Annotated in this window: 22 protein-coding genes; 11 read left to right on the forward strand and 11 right to left on the reverse strand. The window is 38.7% G+C overall.

Going from position 1 to position 26,966, the window contains the following annotated elements; all coding sequences use genetic code 11:
* Positions 1-81: 81 nt before the first annotated feature.
* From JET18_RS21385 to recG, 5 genes are all read left to right on the forward strand, one after another.
* The gene (locus tag JET18_RS21385; protein WP_202094636.1) at positions 82-1,836 is read left to right on the forward strand and encodes a peptide MFS transporter; all 1,755 of its coding nucleotides are present in this window, start codon (positions 82-84) and stop codon (positions 1,834-1,836) included.
* Positions 1,837-1,893: 57 nt separating this feature from the next.
* Positions 1,894-2,511 carry a DUF1016 N-terminal domain-containing protein gene (locus tag JET18_RS21925; RefSeq protein ID WP_228728617.1) on the forward strand — a complete coding sequence of 206 codons (618 nt, stop codon included), beginning with the start codon at positions 1,894-1,896 and terminating at the stop codon, positions 2,509-2,511.
* 53 nt (positions 2,512-2,564) lie between these two features.
* Positions 2,565-4,040 (forward strand): peptide MFS transporter, encoded by a 1,476-nt coding sequence (locus tag JET18_RS21395; RefSeq protein WP_202094637.1) that lies wholly within the window; start codon positions 2,565-2,567, stop codon positions 4,038-4,040.
* Between the two features lie 42 nt (positions 4,041-4,082).
* Positions 4,083-4,616: a thioredoxin family protein gene (locus JET18_RS21400; protein ID WP_202094638.1), complete on the forward strand. Its 534-nt coding sequence runs from the start codon at positions 4,083-4,085 to the stop codon at positions 4,614-4,616.
* Between the two features lie 137 nt (positions 4,617-4,753).
* Positions 4,754-6,838 (forward strand): ATP-dependent DNA helicase RecG, encoded by a 2,085-nt coding sequence (gene recG, locus JET18_RS21405; protein ID WP_202094639.1) that lies wholly within the window; start codon positions 4,754-4,756, stop codon positions 6,836-6,838.
* 605 nt (positions 6,839-7,443) lie between these two features.
* Here the strand turns inward: recG and JET18_RS21410 are convergent.
* From JET18_RS21410 to dapA, 4 genes are all read right to left on the reverse strand, one after another.
* Positions 7,444-7,890 carry a response regulator gene (locus JET18_RS21410; RefSeq protein ID WP_202094640.1) on the reverse strand — a complete coding sequence of 149 codons (447 nt, stop codon included), beginning with the start codon at positions 7,888-7,890 and terminating at the stop codon, positions 7,444-7,446.
* Complete coding sequence (locus JET18_RS21415) at positions 7,883-8,464, reverse strand: helix-turn-helix domain-containing protein (protein WP_202094642.1); 582 nt, start codon at positions 8,462-8,464, stop codon at positions 7,883-7,885. Before JET18_RS21415 ends, JET18_RS21410 begins: the two co-directional genes overlap by 8 nt.
* Before the next feature lie 292 nt (positions 8,465-8,756).
* A complete protein-coding gene (locus JET18_RS21420; protein WP_202094643.1) occupies positions 8,757-9,260 on the reverse strand; it encodes a GNAT family N-acetyltransferase in 504 nt (167 codons plus the stop codon).
* Between the two features lie 258 nt (positions 9,261-9,518).
* Positions 9,519-10,391, reverse strand: coding sequence for a 4-hydroxy-tetrahydrodipicolinate synthase (gene dapA / locus JET18_RS21425; protein ID WP_202094644.1), 873 nt, complete (start codon positions 10,389-10,391; stop codon positions 9,519-9,521).
* Between the two features lie 192 nt (positions 10,392-10,583).
* Here dapA and JET18_RS21430 point away from each other — a divergent pair, with 192 nt between their 5' ends.
* From JET18_RS21430 to recO, 4 genes are read left to right on the forward strand one after another with little or no spacing between them, the layout of a single operon-like run.
* Complete coding sequence (locus tag JET18_RS21430) at positions 10,584-11,342, forward strand: 5'-nucleotidase C-terminal domain-containing protein (protein WP_202094645.1); 759 nt, start codon at positions 10,584-10,586, stop codon at positions 11,340-11,342.
* Complete coding sequence (locus tag JET18_RS21435) at positions 11,342-12,292, forward strand: bifunctional metallophosphatase/5'-nucleotidase (protein ID WP_202094646.1); 951 nt, start codon at positions 11,342-11,344, stop codon at positions 12,290-12,292. Before JET18_RS21430 ends, JET18_RS21435 begins: the two co-directional genes overlap by 1 nt.
* A 1-nt stretch (position 12,293) precedes the next feature.
* The gene (gene porZ / locus JET18_RS21440; protein WP_202094647.1) at positions 12,294-14,540 is read left to right on the forward strand and encodes a type IX secretion system anionic LPS delivery protein PorZ; all 2,247 of its coding nucleotides are present in this window, start codon (positions 12,294-12,296) and stop codon (positions 14,538-14,540) included.
* The gene (gene recO / locus JET18_RS21445; protein WP_202094648.1) at positions 14,540-15,226 is read left to right on the forward strand and encodes a DNA repair protein RecO; all 687 of its coding nucleotides are present in this window, start codon (positions 14,540-14,542) and stop codon (positions 15,224-15,226) included. Before porZ ends, recO begins: the two co-directional genes overlap by 1 nt.
* 192 nt (positions 15,227-15,418) lie before the next feature.
* Here recO and JET18_RS21450 read toward each other — a convergent pair whose 3' ends face one another.
* The 4 genes from JET18_RS21450 to JET18_RS21465 all read right to left on the reverse strand — a co-directional run bounded on the left by JET18_RS21450 (position 15,419) and on the right by JET18_RS21465 (position 20,330).
* Positions 15,419-18,076 carry an MGH1-like glycoside hydrolase domain-containing protein gene (locus JET18_RS21450; protein ID WP_202094649.1) on the reverse strand — a complete coding sequence of 886 codons (2,658 nt, stop codon included), beginning with the start codon at positions 18,074-18,076 and terminating at the stop codon, positions 15,419-15,421.
* A 274-nt stretch (positions 18,077-18,350) separates the two neighbouring features.
* A complete protein-coding gene (locus tag JET18_RS21455) occupies positions 18,351-19,160 on the reverse strand; it encodes a glucose 1-dehydrogenase (protein ID WP_202094651.1) in 810 nt (269 codons plus the stop codon).
* A 73-nt stretch (positions 19,161-19,233) separates the two neighbouring features.
* Positions 19,234-19,707 (reverse strand): GNAT family N-acetyltransferase, encoded by a 474-nt coding sequence (locus tag JET18_RS21460; protein ID WP_202094653.1) that lies wholly within the window; start codon positions 19,705-19,707, stop codon positions 19,234-19,236.
* Between the two features lie 5 nt (positions 19,708-19,712).
* A complete protein-coding gene (locus JET18_RS21465) occupies positions 19,713-20,330 on the reverse strand; it encodes a DUF1684 domain-containing protein (RefSeq protein WP_202094654.1) in 618 nt (205 codons plus the stop codon).
* A gap of 134 nt (positions 20,331-20,464) precedes the next feature.
* On the opposite strand from JET18_RS21465, the gene JET18_RS21470 reads away from it, so the two are divergent.
* Positions 20,465-22,048 (forward strand): GMC family oxidoreductase N-terminal domain-containing protein, encoded by a 1,584-nt coding sequence (locus JET18_RS21470; RefSeq protein ID WP_202094655.1) that lies wholly within the window; start codon positions 20,465-20,467, stop codon positions 22,046-22,048.
* Here the strand turns inward: JET18_RS21470 and JET18_RS21475 are convergent.
* The 3 genes from JET18_RS21475 to mqo all read right to left on the reverse strand — a co-directional run bounded on the left by JET18_RS21475 (position 22,045) and on the right by mqo (position 24,986).
* Positions 22,045-22,917: an AadS family aminoglycoside 6-adenylyltransferase gene (locus JET18_RS21475; protein WP_202094656.1), complete on the reverse strand. Its 873-nt coding sequence runs from the start codon at positions 22,915-22,917 to the stop codon at positions 22,045-22,047. The genes JET18_RS21470 and JET18_RS21475 overlap by 4 nt on opposite strands.
* Positions 22,918-22,926: 9 nt before the next feature.
* Positions 22,927-23,334, reverse strand: coding sequence for a hypothetical protein (locus JET18_RS21480; RefSeq protein WP_034727328.1), 408 nt, complete (start codon positions 23,332-23,334; stop codon positions 22,927-22,929).
* Between the two features lie 146 nt (positions 23,335-23,480).
* Positions 23,481-24,986: a malate dehydrogenase (quinone) gene (gene mqo / locus JET18_RS21485; RefSeq protein WP_090027079.1), complete on the reverse strand. Its 1,506-nt coding sequence runs from the start codon at positions 24,984-24,986 to the stop codon at positions 23,481-23,483.
* 357 nt (positions 24,987-25,343) lie between these two features.
* Here mqo and JET18_RS21490 point away from each other — a divergent pair, with 357 nt between their 5' ends.
* Positions 25,344-26,741, forward strand: a complete 1,398-nt coding sequence (locus tag JET18_RS21490; RefSeq protein ID WP_202094657.1) for an aminopeptidase P family protein — start codon at positions 25,344-25,346, stop codon at positions 26,739-26,741.
* The last annotated feature ends 225 nt before the right edge of the window (positions 26,742-26,966 follow it).

Genomic DNA, 26,966 nt, shown 5'->3' on the forward strand with positions numbered 1-26,966 from the left:
TTATTTAAATATAAAATTAAAACCTTGCCAAAAACCCAAAAAAAACTATATTTGTCAGTCTTAACAAAAATTAACAATAGAATGGATAATACTGAAGCATTAAGTCCGAAGCCGGATGAATTTGTAGAGAATAAGAATTCAAGACATCCAAAGGGGTTATGGGTTCTTTTCGGAACAGAAATGTGGGAGCGTTTCAACTTTTATGGAATGAGAGCACTTTTAACGCTCTTTATGGTAAATTCCTTATTAATAAAAGAAGCGGATGCGGCGATCATCTATGGTGGATTTTTAGCTTTATGTTATTTAACGCCTCTTTTGGGAGGTTTCATTGCAGATAAATATATCGGAAACAGAAATGCCATCTTAATCGGTGGATCTTTAATGGCCATCGGTCAGTTCCTTCTTTTTATCAGCGCCTCTACTTTCTCTGCCGATCTGGGCAGCTCCAAAATGGTGATGTGGCTGGCTTTATTCGTTATTATTTTCGGTAACGGATTCTTCAAGCCTAATATTTCCTCAATGGTAGGAAGTCTTTATCCTAAGCAGGAAAAATCCAAACTGGATTCTGCTTTTACCATTTTCTATATGGGAATCAACATCGGAGCATTCCTTGGACAGTTTATCTGCCCGTACGTAGGAGATGTGAAAGATGCCACTACAGGAGTAAGAGATATTTTTGCTTTTAAATGGGGATTCTTAGCCGCTTCAATTGCTATGGTCATTGGAACCGTAACATTCTTTATCCTTAAAAATAAATATGTGGTAAATCCGGAAGGAAGACCTATCGGAGGATTACCAAAACACAATACAAGTGAAGATTTTGAAGAAGGTGAAACGCAGACCGCAAAATTCACAGGTGCATCATTAGGGATCACCGGACTTATTTTTGTTGTTTTATTCTTCGCTTTCAGATATTTATTGGTTGGTGAATTCGGGTTTAATTCCGTAGAAATGGGTCAATTGATTAAAGGAATCATTTATCCTTTCATCTATGCAGCCGGTATTTCCCTGGCATTCCTGATCATGACTTCTGCAGAAAACAAAGTGGAAAGACAAAGAATCTGGGTAATTTATATTGTATCCTTCTTTATCATTTTCTTCTGGGCAGCTTTCGAGCAGGCAGGATCTTCATTAACCTTTATTGCAGATAATCAGACAGACAGAAACATCTTCGGCTGGAATATGCCGCCTTCAATGGTTCAGATTTTCAATGGTATTTTCGTAGTGCTATTGGCTGTTCCTTTCAGTTTGACATGGGATAAATTAAGAGCAAAAGGAAAAGAGCCTGTATCACCTTTCAAACAGGCGATGGGATTAGCTTTAATTGCACTTTCTTATTTCATCATTGCACATAACGTAAAAGATCTTGGAAATTCCGGGCTATTGGCTATTAAATGGTTAATGCTTCTGTATTTCATCCAGACTTGTGGTGAGCTTTGTCTTTCTCCAATCGGTTTATCATTGGTAGGTAAACTGGCTCCAAAAAGATTTGCTTCATTATTATACGGTGTTTTCTTTATTTCCAATGCTGCCGGTTATGCTTTGGCAGGTTCATTAGGAGCCCTTATCCCTGCAACAGGTGATAAATTCAAGAAAGCAGAAGAAATCGGAGTCAATCTTCAGGATGTTTTAGATAAAAAAGTAACCCTGACTGCTGAGCAGACTGTAGCATTTGAGAAAGCTCAGTTACCATTGCACAACCCTACATTTGCAGGATTTGAGATTCACAACCTGTTCGAATTCTTTATGGTATTCGTAGTACTTTGTGGTATCGCAGCTGTTATTTTGGGTCTGATCTCTCCAATCTTAAAGAAAATGATGCACGGTGTAAAATAACCGCATCAATAAAATACATAAAACCTCTGCTAAGTCGGAGGTTTTTTTTATTTTCGTATGATGGAAATTTCCGAAGATTCTTTATTTCAGTCCGTAAAGGAAATTATTAGGCAGTCGCGCGAAAAAGTGTTTCGGATCACGAATTCTACTTTACTGCTTACGTACTGGCAAATCGGAAAACTCATTGTGGAAGATGAGCAGCAGGGAAAAGAACGGGCCGCCTACGGAAAATATACATTAAAAAATTTATCCCGGAAACTTTCTCCAGAATATGGAAAAGGCTTTGATTACACCAATCTTTCCAATATGCGGAAATTTTATCTTACATTTCCAATTCTTGACGCAATGCGTCAAGAATTGAGCTGGACTCATTACAGACTTTTATTAAAAATAGATATTCCAAAAAAAATCAATTATTATATAGAAGAAAGTATCCAAAATAACTGGAGTTCAAGAGACCTGAAAAGACAGATCAATTCTCTTGCCTACGAAAGAGTTCTGGAACATAAAAAATCCTTAATAGAGAATATCCGCAGCATTATACAAGATCCCTATATTTTTGAGTTTTCAGGCTTTCTACCTAAAAAACAATCTCTTTGCCAGCAAATACTTACTCTACCTTCCAAAAGAAGAGGAATTAAAAGAAATCATAGATCAGGACAGACTCCGCTTTGAACTGGATCAAAACAATAATAAACAACCTTAATTAAAATCAATCATATACGATTATGAGCTTAACTCTAGAAGAAATACAAAATTTTAAAGGAAAATACCCTAAACAGCTCTGGACCCTGTTCACGGTAGAAATGTGGGAGCGTTTTTGTTTTTACGGAATGCGGGGTGTTCTTACCATCTTTATGGTGGATCAGCTGGGACTGTTGGAAGACAAAGCCAACTTACAGTATGGAGCTATACAAGCCTTTATCTATGCTTTCACATTCATAGGTGGAATTTTTGCCGATAAAATTCTTGGATTCAAAAAGTCTCTGGTATTCGGAGGACTTATCATGACAGTCGGGAACCTTATCATTGCTTTTTCTCCACATGATTTCTTCTATTTCGGGATTACGTGTTCAATTATTGGGACAGGATTTTTCAAGCCCAATATTTCTTCCATGGTGGGAGAACTTTACAAAGAGGATGATCCTAGAAGAGATGCAGGATACGGACTTTTCTATGCCGGAATTAATATTGGCGGACTTTTAGGAGGAGCGCTTTGTGTATACCTCGGAAAATACCATTCCTGGTCATGGTGTTTCCTGGCAGCAGCTATTGTAATGCTTCTGGGTTTAATCACTTTTTTTGCTACAAAAAAATCACTGGGACCTATTGGAGATTCGCCGTTACAGGTACTTCCCCAGTCTAAAAGAACTTTACGTGAAGTCCTGGTATATATTGGTGCATTGCTAAGTATGCCTCTTATTTTCATTATGGTGAAAAATACGGACTATACAGATTATTTCATGTATTTAATCGGTATTGCAGCTGTAGGGTATTTTATCGTGGAAACATTGAAACAGACAACGCCTTATCAAAAGAAGCTTGTTGCCGCTTTCATCTTTATCTTCATGTACTTCTTGTTCAATTCAATCTATGAACAAAGCGGAGGATCTCTGTCTTTATTTGCAAAAGACAACCTGGTTCACAATCTGTTAGGCTTTGGGATGGATCCGAATATCATTAACAACAGTGCCAATTCTTTTTTCATCATCCTTTTCAGTCCGCTTATTGGCCTTGCATGGGTGGCTTTAAATAAAAAGAAACTGGAACCCAATACGATTAATAAATTTGGAATTGGATTTTTATTCCTTGCCGGAGGTTTCTTTCTGTTTTACAGCTTAAGATATTTCGCAGGAGCAGACGGGAAGTCTTCCCTTAATTTATTTACGTTCACCTGGTTGGTGATCACATTCGGTGAATTGTGTTTGGGACCTATCGGAATGTCCATTATTACAAAATTATCTCCAAAGAAAATGTTCGGGATGATGATGGGATTATGGTTTCTGGCCAGTGCTTTCGGGCAGTTTGCTGCGGGTAAAATTGGTGCCAGTTTATCTGAAGCCAATACCGGAAATACCAATATGAGTAAGCTTATCGCGTATACCGATGGATACAAAACTCTGGGAATCTACGCCTTAATTGCCGGTGTGGTATTAATTTTGCTATCCTCGTTCATAAGAAAATTAATGCAGGAGGTAAAATAAAAGTAAGCAAGATTATGCTTATTTTTACTTAAATATCAAATTATGAAGAAAATTATAAGCATATTCCTTCTACTTATAGTAAATTTTAGTTTTGCGCAAGTTAAATGGATGACGATTGAAGAAGCTTTAAAAGCTCAGAAAGAAAATCCTAAAAAGATCCTGATCGATTTTTATGCCGACTGGTGCGGCCCATGCAAGATCATGGATAAAAAAACATACGGCCACACGGTGATTGCGCAGATCATTAATGAAAATTACTATCCTGTAAAATTCAATGCAGAGGAAAAACAAGCTATTGATGCTTTTGGAAGAACATTTTCCAATGATAATAAAGAACATAAAAAAGGAAGAAATTCCCTCCACGAATTCACACAGTATATGAATGTGGGTGCAGTTCCCAGCACAGTATTTCTGGATGAGAAAGGCGGGCCTATCACCATTCTTCAGGGAGAATTGTCTGCCAAAGAGCTGGAGCCATACCTAGAATTTATCTCAAAAGATCTGTTTAAAAAGATCCGCTCCAGAGAACAATGGGAAGATTATCAGAAAAAGTTCAAATCTAAGATCAAAGATTAATACGGACAACAGTTCCGGTTTTTAAAATATATAATTAAGGCTTTCATTTTTTTGGAAGTCTTTTTTATTTTACCGAAATTCGAACCTTTGTTTTTTTACTCAAAACCCGGATCCTGAAGAACGGGTCCCGGACAACAATGACTTTAGAAACCTCAATAGAATACGTCAAAGGCATCGGTCCTGATAGAGCCAAACTCATCAAGAATGTGTTGGGTTTGTCTACCGTGGACGACCTTCTGAACTTCTACCCCATCCGTTATCTGGATAAGAGTAAGGTATTTAAAATTTCCCAGCTTGAAGAAAGCAGTATTGAAGTACAGCTGAAAGGAAGAATCACCATGGTTCAGGAAGTCCAGACCGGGAAAACCAAAAGACTTTCTGCCAAATTCAGTGATGATACCGGAACCATGGATCTGGTGTGGTTTCAGTATTCAAAATGGCTGAAAGAACAGCTCCCTATCAATCGGGAAGTCTATATTTTTGGAAAGATCAATGTTTTCAACCGTCAGTTTTCTATGCCGCATCCGGAAATTGAAGCAGAGGAAAATAAGGAAAACGACAGCCGCCTGAAACCTATTTATCCCAGTTCAGAAAAACTGACCAAAAGAGGATTGAACCAAAGGTTTTTCCAGGTTGTTTTAAGGAATATCTGTAAAGAAATCCCTAATCTGATTGAAGAAAATTTTCCTGATTATATGATGAAAGCATTTAAGTTTTTATCGAGACAGCATACTTTTCTAAACATCCATTTTCCAAAAGATATGGAGCATTTTGAAAAAGCGGATAACAGACTGAAGTTTGAAGAATCCTTCTTTTTCCAGTTGGGATACGCCCTGAAAAAACTTCATCATAAAAGCCATTCGCCGGGAAATCCGTTTCCCATTGTGGGTGATCACTTTAATGATTTTTACAACCATCATATTCCTTTTGACCTGACCAATGCACAGAAAAGGGTTTTAAAGGAAATCCGTCTGGATATGAAAAGACCGGTTCAGATGAACAGGCTTCTTCAGGGTGATGTAGGGTCAGGAAAAACCATGGTCGCATTACTGACGATGCTGATTGCTATGGACAACGGCTTTCAGAGCTGTATGATGGCTCCTACAGAAATTCTGGCCCAGCAGCATTATAACGGAATTAAAGATCTTTTAACGGAAACCGGCATCAATGTGCGCCTTCTGACCGGATCTACCAAGACCTCGGAAAGAAAGATCATTCACGAGGAACTTGAGAACGGAACCCTGTCTATTTTGGTAGGAACGCACGCTGTTTTAGAGGATAAAGTGAAATTTAAGAACCTTGGACTGGCCATTATTGACGAACAACACAGGTTCGGAGTAGCACAACGGGCAAAACTCTGGGCAAAGAATAAAATCCCGCCACATATTCTGGTGATGACCGCAACACCTATTCCAAGGACGCTGGCCATGAGCTTTTATTCTGATCTGGACGTTTCTGTGATTGATGAAATGCCGGTGGGTAGAAAACCTATTATCACCGCTCACAGACGTGAAAAAGACAGAACCTATGTGTATAATTTCTGCAGGGACGAGATCAAAAAAGGAAGGCAGGTTTATTTTGTCTACCCATTAATTGAGGAATCTGAAACTTTAGATTATAAAAATCTGATGGAAGGCCTCGACCATGTCATGACTGCCTTCTCCGATTATAATACCACCATGCTCCACGGAAAAATGAAACCTGCTGAAAAGGATGCTGCGATGAATTATTTCGCCTCCGGAAAAGCAGAAATTATGGTCGCTACTACCGTGATTGAAGTAGGTGTGAATGTTCCGAACGCTTCCGTTATGGTGATAGAAAGTTCTGAAAGATTCGGGCTTTCCCAGCTGCACCAGCTGCGGGGCCGTGTGGGAAGAGGCGCAGAACAGAGTTACTGTATCCTGATGACGTCTGACAAACTTTCAAAAGAAAGCAGAACGCGTATCAAAACGATGACGGAAACGAATGACGGATTTAAAATTTCTGAAGTAGATATGCAGCTCAGAGGGCCAGGAGATATTTTGGGAACCCAGCAGAGCGGTGTTGTAGATTTTAAGAGACTGGATCTTGTGAATGACTCTGCCATCATTAAAACCACAAAAAATACGGTTGATAAAATTCTGGAAGCAGATCCGCATCTGGCCAGACCGGACAATCTGATCATTAAGAATTACTACCTGAAGTACTACAAAGGGAAAAATAAATGGAGTAAAATTTCATAAAAAAACCGCGAAAAGAAAAATATCTTTACGCGGCCCCCTTATAAAACTGTTATTTAGAAGAAATTACTTTTTTCTGGTTATTTTTTTAATTTATTTTAATAGTAAGAACTAATATTTTGTGATTGGATGTGAAAATATTTATATACTATTTGAATTTTCAGTTCTGACTATTAAAATAAATTAAAAAAACAAAATGAATTATTTTTCCAACTTGCTTATTATAAAAACTAACTGTTCGGGTTGAAGGAAGTGGGAATGAAACGAATAAATACCCTTCAACTTTCTTAAGTTTTCATGATTGTACCGTTTTGTTTAAAGATCTTCTATGCTTTATAGCTGGAAATGAATATAATTCATTTTGTTAAAACTAACATTGTGACTTATATCTTTATTTCTGATGAAATAATCTATTCTCTATCATCCACTGCTTTTTTATATGGCTAATTTGTGTTGCAATGTTTACGTTTACAAAATTGCTGATATTGCGTGGATTCCTCCTTATATTATTTTAATTATTAATTATACAATTTTCACTTTTATGTGAATAGTATGCTTTAAATACAAACAATTCATTCAAATATAAAACACTAAAAAGTGTTTATTCATCATACTTTCAGGATGAAATTATCTTTATTAAGTCCCGATGTATGGTATTGCCAGTTAATCGTTATAATTTCCGTAACCGCTTTTTTCAAGCCCTCATAGGTCTCCGGTTTCCTCATAAAAATATTGGCTCCGTTCACGAAGATGTCTTCTATTTCACTTTCGGAAATCTGGTCAGCATACACGGCAAAAACAATATTGCTGAATCTGGGATTCATTTTTATTTCCTCCAGACATTCCATGCTGTTTTTCCCGGAAATAGTATATTTAATGAAGATCACTTCGGGAATAATTGCTCCATTAGTTTCGAGGTAATTCATAAGATCTTCCCCATTTGAAAAACACTGGGACTTTATTCCAATCTTCAGATCTTTGAAAATATTTTTAAAGAATATGATATTGCCCTCGTCATCATCTGCTGTTACTACATTCAAATATTCTTTATTCATATATCATTTTAGAATTTACAGCAGCATTCCGGATTTTCCTTCTTTTGGTAATAATCTTCTGAAACTGTGAAGGGGTTATTCCGGTTGTATTCTTAAACTGCGTGCTCAAATGGGCTACACTTGAATAATTCAGTTTATGGGCTATTTCTGTAAGACTCTGCTTATTATTCAGGATCAGTTCCTTGGCGTACTCAATTTTTTGAAGGATAATAAAGTTCTCAATAGACGTAAAAGCAACCTCCGAAAAAAGATTGGAAAGGTATCCGTAACTATGGTTCAGTTTTTCGGCAATATAAATAGAAGCTTTTACCGGAACGGCGTTTTCAGAAAACACAAGCTCTACGATGGTATCTTTTATTTTCTGTACCAAAGCTGTCTTCTGGCTTTCAATAATCTCTATTCCGTAATCTTTAAGATTCTTCTTAAAAAGATTATGCTGCTCCTGCGTAATGGGTTCATAGAATTCCACTTCGCCAAAGTTCAGCAGGCGGTATTTCAGCCCATGCTCCTTTAGCTTTTCATCCAACACCTTCTTACAGAGCGCGTTGAAATCAAATTTTACATACATTTTCATCCTGGTGTAGTGTCTTAAATTTCGAAGTAAATATACCAATTTATTTCATTTAAAAGTGAAATAGCATGATTATTTTTAACATAATGTATAAAAACAAAAAACTCCTGCATATTGAATACAGGAATTTAAACACTAAGGATGAAAAAAATATACTGATAAAAAGCTGCATGAGCTCAAAACCAAGCATATGAATGTATTATTGAAAGTGATTTGGTTCTGATACAAAGATGGATCAAAAAAAAACATCACACGTTATAGAATTAAAATTAAATGTTACACAATTTTAAGTCATTTAATTGTGAATTAAGAATTCCATAAGATAGTCATCCATCACAAAACCGTTCCCAATATCAAAAGTCCCTTCGTCGTAAACCCTGTATCCCTGCGACTCATAGAAGTTTCGGGCAGCGTTGTGCTTATTGACATTGAGAATAATTCTTCCGTCTCCGCTTTCTGAAACTTTTTGATGGAGGAATTCCAGTGCGCCTTTTCCAAATCCTTTGCCCTTACTTTCAGGAACAAGATAAATACGGTGAAGTTTTGTTGAGCTCCCTTCGTAATGATGCTGGTACCCGATAAATCCTTCAAATGATCCATTATTCTCATCCCGGATCAAGTAATAGTGGTAATCCGGATGCTGAAGATGGCCTCCGATTTCCGCTTCTGAATACATTTCTGAAAGCATGTATTCCATCTGCTCATTAGAAAGGATCTCTGCATAAGCATTTTCCCAGGATCTTCTCGCCAGATCCTGGATAAGCGGAATGTCTTTTTCTGTTGCTTCTACTAATTTCATACTATTTCTGATTAAAAAAAGTGAAAAGCCGGAACTTTTCACCTTATTATTTTATGTTAGTGGATAATTGTGAATGGTCAATTTTGCTTCGCAAGTGAATGGTGAATGTTTTTCGTACATCTAAAAATTCACTATTGACGATTCACAATTCACATTTCTTAAATTATCTGTCAATGGTCAATTTTGCTACGCAAGTGAATGGTGAATGTTTTCGTACTTTTAAAAAATTCACTATTGACGATTCACAATTCACACTTCTTAAATTTTCGCCATTTCAGCTTTGATCTTCGCATAAAGTCCTTCTGAAGCAGGAACCAATGGAAGTCTCAGGTAATTTTTAATGATTCCTTTTTCTGTAAGGATCACTTTAATTCCGCAAGGATTTCCTTCTGCAAAAATCAGTCTCGTCATATCTACCAACCTGTTGTGAATTTCATAGGCTTCTTTCACCTTTCCTTCAAAAGCAAGTTGAACCATGGTAGAGAATTCTTTCGGATAGCCCTGCCCTATTACGGAAATCACACCGTCTCCACCTGCTAAAGTTACCGGAAGTGTATATTCATCATCTCCTGAAACCAGTGAAAATCCTTCAGGCTTTTTTCTTAAAATATCGAAATACTGAAGAATATTCGGTGCCGCTTCTTTGATCATGAATAAATTAGGAAATTCCTGAGCCAGACGGATTGTAGTATCTGCGTCCACATTCTGTCCGGTTCTTGACGGTACGTTGTAAATAATGATATTTTTACCTGTGGAAGCCAGCAGTTTGTAATGCTGATAAAGTCCTTCCTGATTAGGTTTGTTATAATATGGAGATACAGAAAGTACAGCTTCGAATGCAGAAAGATCTGTTTCTTCAATCTGTTTCTTCACTTCAAGAGTATGATTACCGCCGATTCCCAAAACCAGGGGAAGACGTTTATTATTAACCTTAATGATATGTTCAATCACCTGTTTCTTCTCCTCATCAGAAAGCGTTGCAGCTTCTGCTGTAGTTCCCAAAACAACTAAATAATTGGTTCCGTTTTCGATATTGTATTCAACAAGTTTCGTTAAACTGTCAAAATCAACGGATAAATCTTCATTAAAGGGTGTTACCAGCGCAACACCTACTCCTTTTAAAATGCTCATCTGTAAGAATTATTTTTGTCAAATTTAATAATTTACGATAAGAATTTGTATAAATAATAATGTTTTATTCTACATATAATTATATTTGCATATACTAAAAGATATTATGGCATCGCTATCACCGAAGTTATGTATAAAAGTACCTTAGTACCGGCGATTCCATATGACCTTTAAAAAAATAATTTGCAACATATGAAAAATAAATTCTTGTTACTAGGAATTGCTCTGGCCTCACTTACTGCCTGCAAAACAGCTTCCACGCTGCAGCTGGCCGAAGTAAAGCCCCAGAAAAATATTTCTATTAATAATGAGCTAACGAATGATGAGGAGTTTGTAAAAGTTATTGAACCCTATAAGCAGAAACTGGATAAGGAGATGAATCAAAAAATTTCCCATACCAGCGTAGATCTTACCAAACAGGGAAGTAACAGCAATCTGGGGAATCTTTTGGCCGACTACACCTTCGATGGTGCTGATGCATGGACGAAAAAGAATCTGAATAAAAGTGTAGATGCCGCCCTGATCAATATCGGGGGAATCCGTACGACCATCGGAAAAGGAGATATTCTTCTGAAAAATATTTATGAGGTCATGCCTTTTAAAAACGAGGTGGTTATTGTAAAAATGAAAGGATCGGATCTTCAGGCGCTTTTTGAATATTATGCAAAAACTCAGGTGAACAATCCTGTGTCCCATTTATATATTGAAACCAATAACGGACAGGTTGTCAAAGCCCTGATTAACGGAAAGCCGGTAGATCCTTCTCAGGAGTATTATATCGCTACTTCAGATTATCTGGCGCTTGGAGGAGACAATATGAAGTTTTTTTCCAAAGGAGAATCAATTTATACAGGAATCGGGTTGAGAGAACTTTTCGTAGAATATTTCAAGAAAACCTCTGAGGTGGTTCCAGGTACAGATGTTCGTTTAAATTTTATCGGTAAGAAATAATGGATAGAAAAAGTTTTTTAAAAGCAATAGGTGGCGGAACTTTAGCAGCAGCTTTAGCTCCCAATATGATGATGGCAGAAGAATTGAAACTCAATCCATTTATTTCCGCAACGAAGCTGACGATTCTTCATACCAACGACCAGCACAGCAGAATAGAACCTTTTGATGCAAGCTATACCAAAAATCCCAATCAGGGAGGCTTTGCAAGAAGGGCAAGTTTAATCCAAAAGATAAGAAGCCAGGAAAGCAACGTTCTTCTTCTGGATTCCGGAGATATTTTTCAGGGGACCCCGTATTTTAATTTCTTCGGAGGAGAACTGGAATTTAAGCTGATGTCTATGATGAAATACGATGCCTCTACCATGGGAAATCATGATTTCGACAATGGTCTTGAAGGTTTTTTAAAAGTACTTCCGAACGCAAAATTTCCGTTTATCTGTTCAAATTATGATTTTAAAAATACCATTCTGGACGGAAAAACTTCTCAGTATAAAATTTTTAACAAAAATGGAATAAAAGTCGGGATTTTCGGAGTGGGCATTGAACTGGACGGCCTTGTAGGCAAAAAGCAGTATGCTGAAACAGTGTACTCGAATCCGGTAGAAGTAGCCCAGCATTATTCCAACTTCCTGAAAAACGATCAAAAATGTGATCTTGTGATCTGCCTTTCCCATATCGGCTACGATTACGACGACGATCCCAATAAAATAAGCGACAAAATTCTGGCTGCCAAAACAGAAAATATTGATATTATCTTAGGCGGACATACCCATACTTTTTTACCTGAACCACAGAATTTTACCAACAGACAGGGTAAAAATGTACTGGTAAACCAGGTAGGATGGGCAGGTCTTCTTCTCGGCAGAATAGATTTTTACTTTGACGCGAATAAAAACGTAAAGCATATTTCCTGGAACAACCAGGCCATAGACAGCAGTATAACCGTATAATATGAAAAAACTCTCTTTAATCTCTCTCGGTATTTTAGCATCCCTGCAATTTGTGAATGCGCAGGTCATTTCATCAAAAAAATGGACGGATCATTTTTCCTACAATAATGTCTTGGCTATGAAGGAAGACAATGGAAAAATAATTGCCGCGACAGAAAACGGGATATTCTATTATACCATCTCCAGCGGAGAGGTTACAAAACTGTCAAAAGCCAATGGTCTCCATGATGTGAACATATCTGCCTTCGATTATAATCCACAGACCAAAGTAGCTGTGATAGGATATGCCAACGGTTCTTTGGATATCGTTACCCCACAGGAGATTAAATACGTGGTTGATATACCGATTGCAACCGGATATAACGGAAGCAAAAGCATCAACCATATTTCTATTACAGGAGATCAGGCGGTAGTTTCCGTAGGTTACGGACTGTCTATCTTTAATCTTAAAAAGCTGGAATTCGGGGATTCTACCTTCTTTATGACCGGCGGAGGTATTTATGAAGCCAGTAATGAAGCTGCAATCTTTGGAAATAAGGTATATTCTGTAACCAATACCGGTCTGAAAAGCCACGAAATGAATATCACATTTCCCGTATTTTCTACATGGACCACAGAAGTACCCGGATCATTTAAGCATATTGATGCAGAGGGTACATCACTGATCTATTCTTCTGCCACATCAGCATTTATTTATAACAATGGTACTCCTTCTACTCTTCCGGCTGCTTTCGGAAATATTAAGGACATCGTTATAAGTTCAGATAATATTGTGGTAACCGACAGCAGAATTTATACTTTCGGATTAAACGGAACTTCAATCAATTCTGTGAGTTTAGGAGAAGACTGCAATACTGCAATAACAGCCACCGGAAAAATATATGGAGGAACTATACTGTCAGGCATCAAAGATGAAGGCAGTACGACTTACAAACCTTCCGGACCTTATACCAATTCTGCTTACAAAATCAACCTGTATGATAACAACCAGATGCTGGTATCGTCAGGAGCCAGATTGAACAGATTCAACCAGGGAGCCGTAAACCCAAAGAAACCCGGGTTTTATTATTTTAACGGATCTGAATGGATTGCTCCTTCTTATTTTATAGGAAATACCGGAGCTGTTAATGTCCTGGATGCTATCCTTAACCCTGCAGACAACAGTGAAGTACTTTTCACCAACTATACCAATACCCAGGAAGGAGTTTACAGGATGAAATACAATTCCACCAATAAGGATTTTGATCTTGTAAAATATTATCCCGGACCTTTCCGTCCTGTAGGTTTTGCTACGGACAGTCAAAACAACATCTTCGTATCTATTGGATTTGACGGACCCAATCCTTCTATCTGGATCTACGACAGGGCAGCAGACAGTTTTACCCTTAAAAAGATTGGCTTATCAAGTCCCGGTGTACAAAAACCGGTTGTTTACGAAAATATGTTGTGGCTTCCCCTTCCGAGAACCAATAACTTTATGGTATACGACTATAAAAATGCAGCCAATCTTTCTGATGATACAGACTATATATTGGATGATACGAACGGTTTTGCCGGAAATTCAAAAGGAACATTATCTGTAGCCTTTGATAAATCGGGGGATGCATGGATAGGAACAGACAGCGGATTAAGAATATTACCCAATGCTGCCGCAGAAATAAAAAATCCGGATCCTAAAGTAGAGCCTATCATTATAGAGCAGGGCGGTCTTGGAGAAGAACTTTTCAGAGACGGCCAGATTCTTCAGGTAGAAGTGGATGCCGGAAATTACAAGTGGGTTTCTGTAGACGGAGGCGGTGTATACTATCTTTCTGCCGACGGACAACAAACGATCAAGCATTTCACAAAAGAAAACTCTCCGCTTCCTACCAATACTGTAACCGATATAAAAGTAGACCGAAAAACCGGAAAAGTTTATTTTGTAACGTACAATGGTATTGTGGCTTATCAGGGTGATGTAGGAGACGTGAATGCAAACTTCGGTCAGATCGTGGTGTATCCTAATCCTGTAGTCTATTCAAACTTTAAAGGAAAAGTAACGATTAAAGGTCTTGCGGAAAAAACAAATATCAGAATTACAGATTCTGCCGGAAATGTAATCCACTCTGCAGTAGCCAGAGGAGGTTATTACGAGTGGGATCTGAATAATCAGAAAGGCACCAGAGTAGCTTCAGGGATGTATTTTGTACTGATGACAAATGAAGACGGATCGGATAAAGCTACCGCAAAAATAGGTGTGGTTAATTAATGAATTCACAAAACGGATTTTTATTATCATTTATAAAATACGGCGAAAATGATGCAGTTCTGCATTGTTTTACAGAAGAGGATGGCTTTCAGACTTATTTCGTAAAGGGGATTTATTCCAAAAGAAATAAAAAGAAAGCCCTGCTTCAGCCTTTGAGCATGCTCAGCTTTACCATTAATCCCACAAGAGGCAACGGAATCCCTTCCGTTTCAAGGTTTGAACTGGTGAAAAGCCATGATATGTATATGGATATCAAAGCCAATACCGTCATATTTTTCATCTCCGATTTCCTGAATCAGGTTTTAAGACACGAAAACAAAAACCCCGGTCTCTTTTTCAGTATCGATCAATTTATCGATGAGCTGAATGGGAAAAACTACCAGTGTCATCTTCTTTTTTTAATTACAATACTCAAAATTCAGGGTGTAGCTCCTTTGATCAACGACGGAACATATTTAGATCCGGAGACCGGAACATTTTCTATGGTTTCTACTCACCATCTCTTTACTGAAGAAATTTCAGACATCTGGAAAACAGCTTTATGTGCTGAAAACCTCTATACGACGAAGATTCCCAACGCTTTAAGAAAAGATTTTCTGGACAGTCTTCTCGTCTATTATCATTATCATATTACAGATTTTAAGATCCCGACATCGCTGGAAGTTATTCAGCAGATTTTTGAATAAAAGGGTCAAAAATTTCAGTCCAAAGTTTTGAAAAATATCCTTGCTATCCTTGGCAAGGTTTAAAACCTTGCCAAGGATTCTGAACAGTCTAACTGGTAGTTTTTGAACATACTCCATCAAGTGGAATGATAACTGCAAGGAATTAAAACCCCTAGAATTAACTCCCATCTTCCCTCTTCCAGCTCCAAACCATTACCCCTTCGCCTCTCCCGGCATTTCCGTTTCAGACTCCGCCATTTCTTTTTTGGAGAATCTCGGCTGCAGGATTTTTGCGATCAGTCCGGTCCATCCCGTTTGGTGGGAGGCTCCTACTCCTCTCCCATTATCACCATGGAAATATTCGTAAAATAAAATATAGTCTTTGAAATCAGGATCGGTTTGAAACCTTTCGTATTGGCCATTCACCGGGCGATTTCCGTTTTCATCTTTTAAAAAGATCTTTGATAGCCTTTTGCTAAGAGAATCTGCAATTTGATCAAGGTTAGAATAATTTCCGCTTCCCGTAGGATATTCCACCATAAAATCCGGGCTGTAATAGAAGAAAAACCGCTGAAGACTTTCAATAATCAGGAAATTAATCGGAAACCAAATCGGTCCGCGCCAATTGCTGTTTCCTCCAAAAAGGCCGCTGTCACTTTCAGCAGGCGTATATTTTACACAGTAATCCGTTCCGTTTAAATTTAGTGTGTACGGATTATTTTCATATTCTTTGGACAGAGCCCGAACACCATAATCGCTTAAGAATTCTTCAGGATTCAGCATTCTTTTCAAAAGTCTCTTTAATCTGTGCCCGCGAAGCAATGACAGAAGGTGCTTGGAGTCCTGACCCTTTACTTCCCATCTCGACACGAGCGAGGCCAGTTCCGGCTTATTATCAAGAACCCACTTCATTCTTTTTTTGAAATTGGGAAGTTTTTCGATCATTTCATCATCAATGACCTCAACGGCAAACATCGGAATAAGTCCAACGATGGTCCGCAGCCTCAGATACATATGATTTCCATCGCTGGAAGCAATGGCATCGTAGAAAAATTCATCTTCCTGGTTCCAAAGACTGAATTCCTCATCACCCATATTATCCAGTGAATTGGCGATAGAAAGGAAATGCTCAAAAAACTTCATGGCCATTTCTTCGTACACATTATTGTAGAGAGCCAGTTCAAGCGCAATTCTCATCATATTCAGCGCAAACATGGCCATCCAGCTTGTTCCGTCCGACTGTTCCAGCTGCTCACCATTCGGAAGCGTTGTATTTCGGTCAAAAACACCAATATTATCGAGTCCTAAAAATCCGCCTTCAAAAATATTATTGCCGTTGCTGTCTTTTTTATTCACCCACCATGTAAAATTCATGAGCAGCTTCTGAAAAGCACTTTCCAGAAATTCAATATCCGGTTTTCCATTGATATATTCATCAATTTTAAACACTCTGAAAACAGCCCAGCCATGAACCGGAGGATTCACATCGCTAAAGTTCCATTCATAAGCAGGAAGCTGTCCGTTGGGATGCATATACCATTCAAACAGGAAAAGTTTCAGCTGATGTTTTGCAAAATCAGGATCAATTAATGAAAAGCTGATCGCATGAAACGCCAGATCCCATGTCGCATACCAAGGATATTCCCATTTATCGGGCATTGAAATGATATGTTCATTATTCAGATGCTTCCACTCATAATTCCTGATCTTTTCACGGGATTTAGGCGGTGGCATTTCTGCAGGATCACCTTTCAGCCACTTTTCTACGTTATAATGATAAAACATTTTATTCCAGAGCATCCCCGCAAAAGCCTGTCGCTGAACCAGTTTTTCATCCTCTGTGTTTATTCCCTCCTGAATTTCAGCGTAAAACTCATCGGCTTCTTTTTTTCTCAGTTCAAAAGTTTCTTCGAAATCAGCAAACGGTCCCTTTAATTCTTTATCCGTCAACCTGAATTCAAAAGTTTTAGATTCTCCACCTTTCAGGATTTCATCAATGAAAAAAGAGGCTTTCGTTCCGGTACCTTTTGGATTAACCGCCTGAGAGTTTCCGTTAATGACAAAATCATTAATTCCGTCTTTACAATATTTTGATTCATTTGCGGATTGATACAGTCTTTCAATATTGGTTTCGTTGTTACAGAACAATGTTTTTGAAGACTGCTTTGCATAAATATTTTTGATGGTAAGATCTTTATGGCTGATTTCAATACGTTCAGCATCTTCGCTGTCCAATTGTGGTTTGTAGTCATCATATCCCCAATTCCATGTATTCCTGAACCAGACGGTTGGTAATATTACAATCGGGGCTTCTTTTTCAGATTTGTTGATGACTGTAAGCTTAATCAAAATATCATGCTCGCTTTCTTTGGCATATTCTATAAACAGATCAAAATATTCATTCTGATCAAAGATTCCGGTATCAATCAACTCATATTCAGGTTCATCCTTACTTCTTTCTGCATTGGTTTTTAAAAGATCTTCATACGGAAAAGCATTCTGTGGATATTTGTACAGCATTTTCATGTAAGAATGCGTAGGCGTGGAATCCAGATAGTAGAAATATTCCTTCACATCTTCCCCATGATTCCCTTGTCCGTTGGTAAGGCCAAAGAAACGTTCTTTCACCATTTTATCTTTCTTATTCCAGAATCCTATGGAAAAGACCAGCTTCTGAAGATCATCACAGATCCCGCAAATCCCTTCCTCACCCCAACGGTAAGTTTTGGCTTCTGCCGTATCATGATTGGTATAATTCCAGGCATCCCCGTTGGCACTGTAATCTTCACGGACAAGCCCCCATTCGCGGTTGCTGACGTAGGGTCCCCATTTTTTCCATGCGAGGTCTGAAAGTCTTTGTTTTTCGGACATGTGCTTTTTAATGTATAATGTATTATTGTATAATGTACAATGTATATGATATCGGATTTCAGAAATGTGGGAGGTTATTACTGGTGGCTTCGGGAGCCTCAGTCACCGGGTATTTGTCGTTTGTTCAATACTTTCGGACACAGCTTTAAACTCTAATGCTCTCTACTCTAAAACGCTCAAAACTGTATCCCGAATCCCAAAACTCATCACTCATCATTTATAACTCATCACTTTCCGAAACTCTCAAACCCGTATCCCGTATCTGGAAACCCGCCTATCCTCCCGTAGAAAAGCTCTCAAAAGTCGTCATTCCGCCATCTACAAAAATACTGGTTCCGGTGATGTAGTCTGCGAGGTCACTTGCGATGAAAGCGGCTAAGTTTCCGATATCCTGTGGCTGTCCTATTCTGTTGTAAGGGATAAGGTTCAGCAAAGAATTCAATGCTTCCGGAGTGCTCCATGCATCTTTATTGATGGGCGTTTGAATAGCACCGGGACAAATAGAATTGACGCGGATTTTATCGGCTCCGTATTCCTGTGCAAGAGTCTGCATCAGCATTCTGATAGCCCCTTTGCTGGAAGCATAATTGGCATGACCAGCCCACGGAATAATTTCGTGAACGGAACTGATATGGATTATTTTTCCACAGGCAATGGAACGGGAAGGATCTATACCTCTGCGCAGGAACTCTTTGATGGCTTCGCGGGCGCAGAGAAACTGTCCGGTAAGATTCACGCCTATGACCGCATTCCATTGGTCGATGGTCATTTCGGTGAATTTCGCATCTTTCTGAATGCCGGCATTATTGATAAGAATATCTACGGTTCCGAATTGTGAAACGGAATCCTGAAACATTTTAATGACCTGATCTTCTTTGGAAACATCACATTGGTAGGTGATTCCTTTTCCACCCGCATCTGTAATTTCCTTTAAAACAGCTTTCGCCTCATCGGTTGATCTTTCTGAAGAATGATTGACGATTACTGTAGCACCGGCATCTGCCAGAGATTTTGCGATTCCTGAACCTATTCCGCTGGATGCTCCCGTAACGACAGCTACCTGATTGCGAAGTGATATTTCCATAGTGTATGATTTGATGTTACTCAAAGTTATGCAAACAATTCACCAGGATGGAATTTTTAAATTTAAAATTTTCTTAAAGTTTTTTGTACATGAGATATTGCGGACCGCTTCTTCCCATTCTGCTTTTACCATCATATACGTATCCTGTTTTTAGATAAATATGGTAGGCAGAAAGGTTTTTCTGATTGACTGCAAGAACAATTTCATCACAGTCAGGAAAGGTTTTCTTCACAAACTCATCAACAATCTGCATAGCTTCTTTTCCAATCCCTCTGCCCTGTAAAGCGGGATTTATAGATAAAGACCTCAACAGGGTTGATTGAGTATTATCCGTCAGTTCAAATTTATCTTCTCCAAAATCCAGGACGAAAAATCCGGCAGGTTCGTCATCTTCAAAAACAGTAACAGAAAAAGCCTTGGAATCATTTCTCTCTTTAATTCTTTTCAAAGCCTGTTCTACCGTTGAAGTATACTGCTGCTGATTTTCATCCAGGGCATAATTAAGCGCGGAGAAATCTTCCTGTTTAAAAAGTTCTAATCTGACCATATTTTTTAATGATGATAAATATCCTGATACATCACACCCGCTCTGATCTCTACCGGAAGTTTGTTTTCTTCAGGAACGATCGGACAATTGTAATCGTAAGCGTTATAGGCGCAATAGGGTTGATAAGATTGGTTGAAATCCAGAACGATGGTGTTTCCTTTCGGTATTTTCAGATCCATATATTTTCCGCCTCCGTATGTGTCTTTTTCGTTCGTCGCATCACGGAAGGGAAGAAAAAGATGGTCTTTATATTTTTCCTGCTTGATCAGGTCGAGACTTTGGTAAAGCGTCAGTGTATAAGGTTTTCCATCCAGTTCAAATGTTGCTTTTCCATATTCACGGTAAGATTTGGTTTTACCGGAAGAAGTAGGAAGATCGAAAGGCTGTGGGTTTTCTGTTTTGGTAAATTGAGCAGTCACTCTGTATTTTAGATCAACCGGAAAGAAGGGATGTTCTTTAAAATGGGTAAAATTATCTCCGCGTAAAGGCGTTTCCTTCGGGTTAAGATATTCTGCATTGAGTTCTTTCTGAAATTTCTTGATCTCCACAATCTCTTTTGAAGCCTTTTTCTGGGCAAAAATAAACAATGGAGACAGCAGAAGTATGATTAAGTATTTTTTCATGAATGCTTCAAATTATAAGTAAAACTATGAATTTTTCATGGCATGAAAAGTTAAAATTGTAATAAAAACACACAATCTGTTTTAAATAATTCCTGGTCCATATTCTTTAGCATATTTTTTGACCCACTGAGCACATGGACAGAAAGAAATTCATTAAAACAGGCATTCTCGCTGGAGCGGGTTTTTATTTCCTCAACACGGATTTGTTTAAGGCGATGCAGCCCAAAACCGGTCTGCAGGAAAAAGAAATCACCGATGCTCCCATCCTGATCATCGGAAGCGGATACGGAGGTGCTGTTTCTGCCCTGCGTCTTTGTGAAGCCGGAAAAAAAGTGGTGATGCTGGAGATGGGGCTCAACTGGGAAAAATCCGGAATTCCATTTTCCAATATGCTGAAACCCGGAAAAAGTGCAGCGTGGCTGAAAAAGAAAACGATTGCACCGTTTATGAATATTTTTTCTTTAACACCTTTTACCGGAACACTGGACAGAATGGATTTTGAGCACATCAATATCTGGGTAGGAAGAGGTGTTGGTGGCGGTTCTCTGGTCAATGGCGGAATGGCCGTGACTCCTAAGGAAAGCTATTTTAAGGAAGTTTTCCCTGATCTTGATGCTAATAAATTCTACAATACTTATTTCCCGTTAGTCCATAAAGAATTAAAAGTGAATGTCATTGGCGAACAGTTTTTAAAAGACTGTCCTTATTATAAATTTACCCGGGTTGGTGAGGCCGAAGCCCATAAAGCAGGCTTTAAAACGATTAGAGTTCCGAACGTCTACGATTTTCAATACATGGAGAAGGAATATAAAAATGAAGTTCCCCGCTCGGCTTTCAATACGGAAGTCATCTATGGAAATAATCATGGTAAAAACAGCCTGGATAAAACCTATCTCAAAAAGGCTCTTGATACCGGAAATCTAGAAATTCTGGATCTTCACTGTGTGGACAATATCAAACTTAACGAGGATAAAACTTATACTTTAAATGTTCAGCAAACGGATACTTCAGGAACTGTGGTTGCTGATAAAGTATTCAACTGTACAAAACTGATTCTCGCCGCAGGAACGATGGGAACATTGAAACTGCTGTTAAAATCCAATGCGGTCAATAATTTCCCGATTCATGAACAGATTGGAAAAAGCTGGGGCAACAATGGTAATTTTATGACCGGCAGAAATTGGGTAAAACCTCTGTCAGGCGGAACCGGGGCCAAACAATCAACGATTCCTGTGGGTGGTATCGATAACTGGGAAGATAAAGAACATCCGTTTTTCACAGAGATTGCACCGCTTCCGATGGGAATGGATGTGGCTACAGCCTTATATCTGCTGATCAACCGGGTGGATAAAAAAGGAGAAGTTTCCTATGACAGTATCAACAAAAAGCTCAGTTTGAACTGGGATCAAAGCAATACTACGAAAATGAGAGAGAACGCCGATTATTTCATCAAAAAGATGAACCGGGCGAATGGCGGGACGAGAAGTCATTTTCTCTTCAATAATGGTTTTGGGGCAGATGTGTGCTATCATCCGCTGGGTGGCTGTGTATTGGGTAAAGCAACTAATGAATATGGAAAATTAAATAATCACGATAACCTATATGTTTTGGATGGCTCTTTAATTCCGGGAACCATTGGGGTCAATCCCTTTGTCACCATTACGGCTATTGCAGAATACTGTATTGAAAATTTAATCCGACAGAATGAATTTGCCTAAGGCTGAGGAATTGATTTCACCTCATCTAAGTATTTCCTGATGTCATTTTCCAGCTTCTGAGGGTATTCGTAATGAAGTTTTTCCACTAAAGCTGTCCCCAGTTCATGAACCAGATCCGCGAAAGCATACAGTGCACGCCAGTTGTCCTCTATATCACTTGCTGAGAAAGTAGCTTCTACTTTTGTCCAGAGTTCTGTGGACAGATGTTTTTTGAATAAGCGCCCATGTTTATTGGTGGTTATATTGTTCCAGTCGTGGAAACTGGCGATATACCATTCGATGAGAGGCACCAGATAATCTGTCCTGATCACATCTTCAGACATGAATTTAGCATAAAAAAGATCACCGCGTTTAAGACATTTGGCCACATAAGTCGTATCCCACCAGAAATCATTCATCAGTTGACGGAACTTCTGCTCTGTCGGCCGATGGATCATAATAGACTGATAGGTTGGCGGTTTCAAATCCTTAGTCAGGTTGTCTTTATCCACCAAAACTTTATACCCCACATCCCAATCCTCGGGAAGAGTTTCTGCCTGAACTTCTTTTATAAATTCTGATGTTTGGTACAGTTTAAAATCAACCTTCACATGATCGGTGTACAGCACCATTTTCATCGCATGTTTCCCGTCAAAATAAGTTTCATCTTCTTCCACCATGGAAATGGGTTCGCCAAAAAGAGAGATCCATTGTTTATCTACCACATATTCCTGTCTATTTTCAAAGACCAGTTCTACATCCAGGTCGCTGAAATCATCTACAGGTGCATAAGGATTCACGAGCGAACTTGTCAGCAGCGCAACACGGATGTCGGGATTATTTTCTGCCCAACGGATGATCTGTTCCAATTTTTCTTCCCGCGCTTTCATGGTTTTCTGTTAATAAGATTCTGAGATTTTCACCCGATAGACATCAAGAGAATTTCTTTTAATAGATTCCACAAAAAATCCGCCTTCTTCAGGAATCACTTCTTTCAGATCAAAGCTTTTACAGTCTCTCGGCAATCCGGAAAACACTAATGTAAACCAAAAATCCTGCATAAAAGGCACAGCTGTCCAGTTGGGATAGATAGTAATGTTTTCAGCATGAATCAGCTTACTTTTATGATCAGACTGATTGTCCAAAAGATAAGTGGAATTCCAGATCCTGATCAGGTTTCCTAAAAACGGTGATGCCGGAAAGCAGCAGTGTACAATGACCTGCTTCTCCTCTTCTATTTTGGTTTGAAGGGATTCCAGCAGTTCTTTTGCGATAATGGGTTTTACGAGTATTTCTTCAACCTCCATAAATGATGAGTCATTTTATAATGAAGAATTTAAAGTGAAAAGTGAAAAATTAAAAGCGAATCTCTGTGTTGAAATTTTAAAAATTCACAATTGACATAAGCATTTCATTCTTCACTTTTCACTCTTAATTTTTCACTCTTCGCTTTCTAATATTCCAGTTCCAGTTTTTCTTTTGTATAATTTCTCACTTTCTCAGTAAGCTCAGCATTGTGGGCTAATTTCTGACCGTAAGAAGGGACCATTTCCAGCAGTTTGTCTTTCCACTCACCCTGCAGTTTTTCAGGGAAGCATTTTTCGAGAACGTTCAGCATGGCATACACCGCTGTGGACGCACCCGGAGAAGCTCCCAGCAATGAAGCGATAGTTCCGTTTTTATTCACAACCACTTCAGTTCCGAATTCCAGTTTTCCACCATCTTTTTCATCTTTTTTGATGATCTGTACTCTCTGTCCGGCTACTTTCAGTTCCCAGTCTTCTTCGTTGGCATCTTTGATAAATTCTCTCAGATGCTGCATTCTCTGGGATTTTGTCATGGCTACCTGCTGAATAAGATATTTCGTCAGAGGAAGATTATGCCACCAGGCGCCAAATAATGATCTTAAATTTTTTGTATTAACACTTTCCGGCAAATCCAGATAACTTCCCTCTTTCAGGAACTTCGTGGAAAACCCGGCAAAAGGCCCGAAAAGAAGTGCTTTTTTACCATCAATAATTCTAAGATCTAAGTGAGGAACAGACATGGGCGGAGCATCTACAGTGGCCTGAGTATACACTTTAGCGTGATGCTTTTCTACCAGTTCCTGATTATGACTTACCAGCCACTGCCCGGAAACAGGAAAACCTCCGTAACCTTCACTTTCTTTAATATCTGAACTGTCCAAAAGAGGAAGTGCATAACCGCCGGCACCGATGAATACAAAATCAGCCACTACTTCCTGTTTATGATTGTGGATTCTGTCTTTCACCTTCATTTCCCACTTGCCGTCTTCCCTCGGATCAACATCTTTTACTTCATGGTACAGAAAAACCTCAACATTGGAATCTTCCAGCAAATGCCTTCCCATTTTTCTGGTTAATGTTCCGAAATTCACATCCGTTCCCATATCCATTTTGGTAGCTGCCATCACTTCAGACTGATTTCTTTTGCTCATCACCAATGGAAGCCATTCTCTGAGCTGCTCATGATCCATAGAATATTCCATTCCGGAAAACAGAACGGAGTCTGCCATTTTCTCATGACGCTTTCTAAGATATTCAGCATCTTTTTCACCAAATACCAAACTCATATGAGGACATGAATTGATAAAATCTTTAGGATCCTGAACATATCCTTTGGTTACCAGATACGCCCAGAACTGTTTTGACATTTCAAACTGTTCAGCGATGCTTTCCGCTTTGGTAATATCTACGGTGCCGTCTGGTTTTTCAGGAGTATAATTGAGTTCACAAAAAGCCGAATGCCCCGTCCCTGCGTTGTTCCAGGCTGCTGTACTTTCTTTCGCAAACCTTCCAAGCCTTTCGAATATGGCGATTTCCAGATTGGGATCAAATTCGTGAAGCAGTGTTGCTAAAGTGGCGCTCATGATTCCGCCGCCTATCAGTACAACGTCATATTTTGGTTTCGGTGTTCTGCTTGTAAGCGAGTGTGGCATAATTCTAAAATTTACATCAAATTTCGGGAAAAGTTTGATAAGTATGAGCGGGTTTAACGATTTTAACACGTTAATTTTTATTGTTAAAACAGTTTCCGAACAGGCAAAAAAATTCTATGGATACGGCCTATGCTTTCCTATCGAAACAAGCAATCAAATCGTTCATTGGTTTCCGGAAAAGCCCATTGACAGACCATTTTAAAATTTTGCGAAAATCAGGCATTCATCAGCCAAAATATAGGCTAACTTTAATAACTTAGCTTATAATTTGCACATATCACCCATATTTTAACCACTCGTCATGATAAGGTTTAATTAATAATCAATTTTGGGGATATTTGCTTAATACTTAATGATATGTTTGAAAAGAAAGTGTACCTGCAACGACGTGCTGCCTTACAATCGAAATTAAATTCCGGGATATTGCTCTTTTTGGGTAATGAAGACAGCCCGATGAATTTTAAAGATAATATCTATCATTTCAGGCAGGACAGTACTTTTTTGTATTATTTTGGAATTAATGAACCTTCATTGGCGGCTATTATCGATCTTGATGAAGATGAAACCATTCTCTTCGGAAATGAAATGAGTATTGATGATATTGTATGGATGGGCAGACAGAAAACGTTAGCTGAAAAAAGTGCCGATTCCGGTTTATCAAAAATTCTTCCGTTGGATCAGCTTGATAACTATCTCAAAAAATATCAGGAGAAAAACCGTTCGGTTCATTTTTTACCGCCTTACCGCCCGGAAAATATCATTAAACTGACGAATTGGTTTGACATTCCTACCATTCAACTGAAAGAACGTGCATCATTAAGTTTCATAAAAGCCGTTGTCGCACAGCGTTCAATCAAATCAGCTGAGGAAATTGCAGAATTGGATCGTGCAGCATCGGTATCGGCTGATATTCATTTAATGGTCATGCAACAGGCAAAACCAGGAATGTACGAGCGGGAACTTGCCGCTAAAATACAAAGTGAAGCATTGGCTTCGGGAGGGAATCTGGCTTATCCGGTGATCTTAACGGTTCAGGGGGAAATTCTTCACAATCATTATTATGGCAATCAGCTTAAGGAAGGACAATTGGTTTTAAATGATTCCGGAGTGGAAACCGCTTTAGGATATGCCGGCGATCTTACCCGTACTTTTCCTGTGGGCAAGACCTTCACTGCTGAGCAAAAGGATGTATATGATATTGTACTGAATGCCTATCATCATGCTAAAGATTTATTAGCACCCGGTGTAAGGTATCTGGATGTGCATCTGGCTTCATGCAAAATGCTGGCACAGGGATTAAAAGACATCGGTCTGATGAAAGGGAATATTGATGATGCCGTACAGGCTGGCGCTCATGCCATGTTTTTTCAATGTGGTACAGGTCATATGATGGGTCTGGATGTCCATGACATGGAAGATTTAGGGGAACAATACGTAGGTTATACGGATGATCTCATTAAAAATACAACCCAGTTTGGTCTTAAATCTTTAAGGCTGGGCAAAGAACTGGAAGCAGGTTATGTACTAACCGTTGAACCTGGAATTTACATCATTCCTGAACTTATCGACCGTTGGAAAGCGTCCAATCAGTTTGCTGAATTTATTAATTACGATAAACTCGAAACATTCAGAAATTTCAGCGGTATCAGGGTGGAAGATGATTTTCTGATTACTGGCAGCGGAAGCAGAATGTTGGGTAAACATCTGGCCTTAACTACTGAAGAAATCGAAGCAATCAGAAGCGAAGCTTATTAAAAATAAAATTTCACAGTTCTATCAGATGTAAGCATCTGAGATATTTTTTCATGGTATTCTTTTTCGGAAGGATACCATTTTTTTGGGTGCAGCCCATTCATCAATCTCTCTTGTTCAAATAGTCTAATTCCGGCTGGTATCGGTTAAAATCCAACAACTTAGATCTTATTTTAACCCCTACTTTTGATAAAAGATTTAAACCAATCTTCCTGAATTCTAACTAAA

The organism is Chryseobacterium endalhagicum, assembly GCF_016745235.1.
Lineage (GTDB): Bacteria > Bacteroidota > Bacteroidia > Flavobacteriales > Weeksellaceae > Chryseobacterium > Chryseobacterium endalhagicum.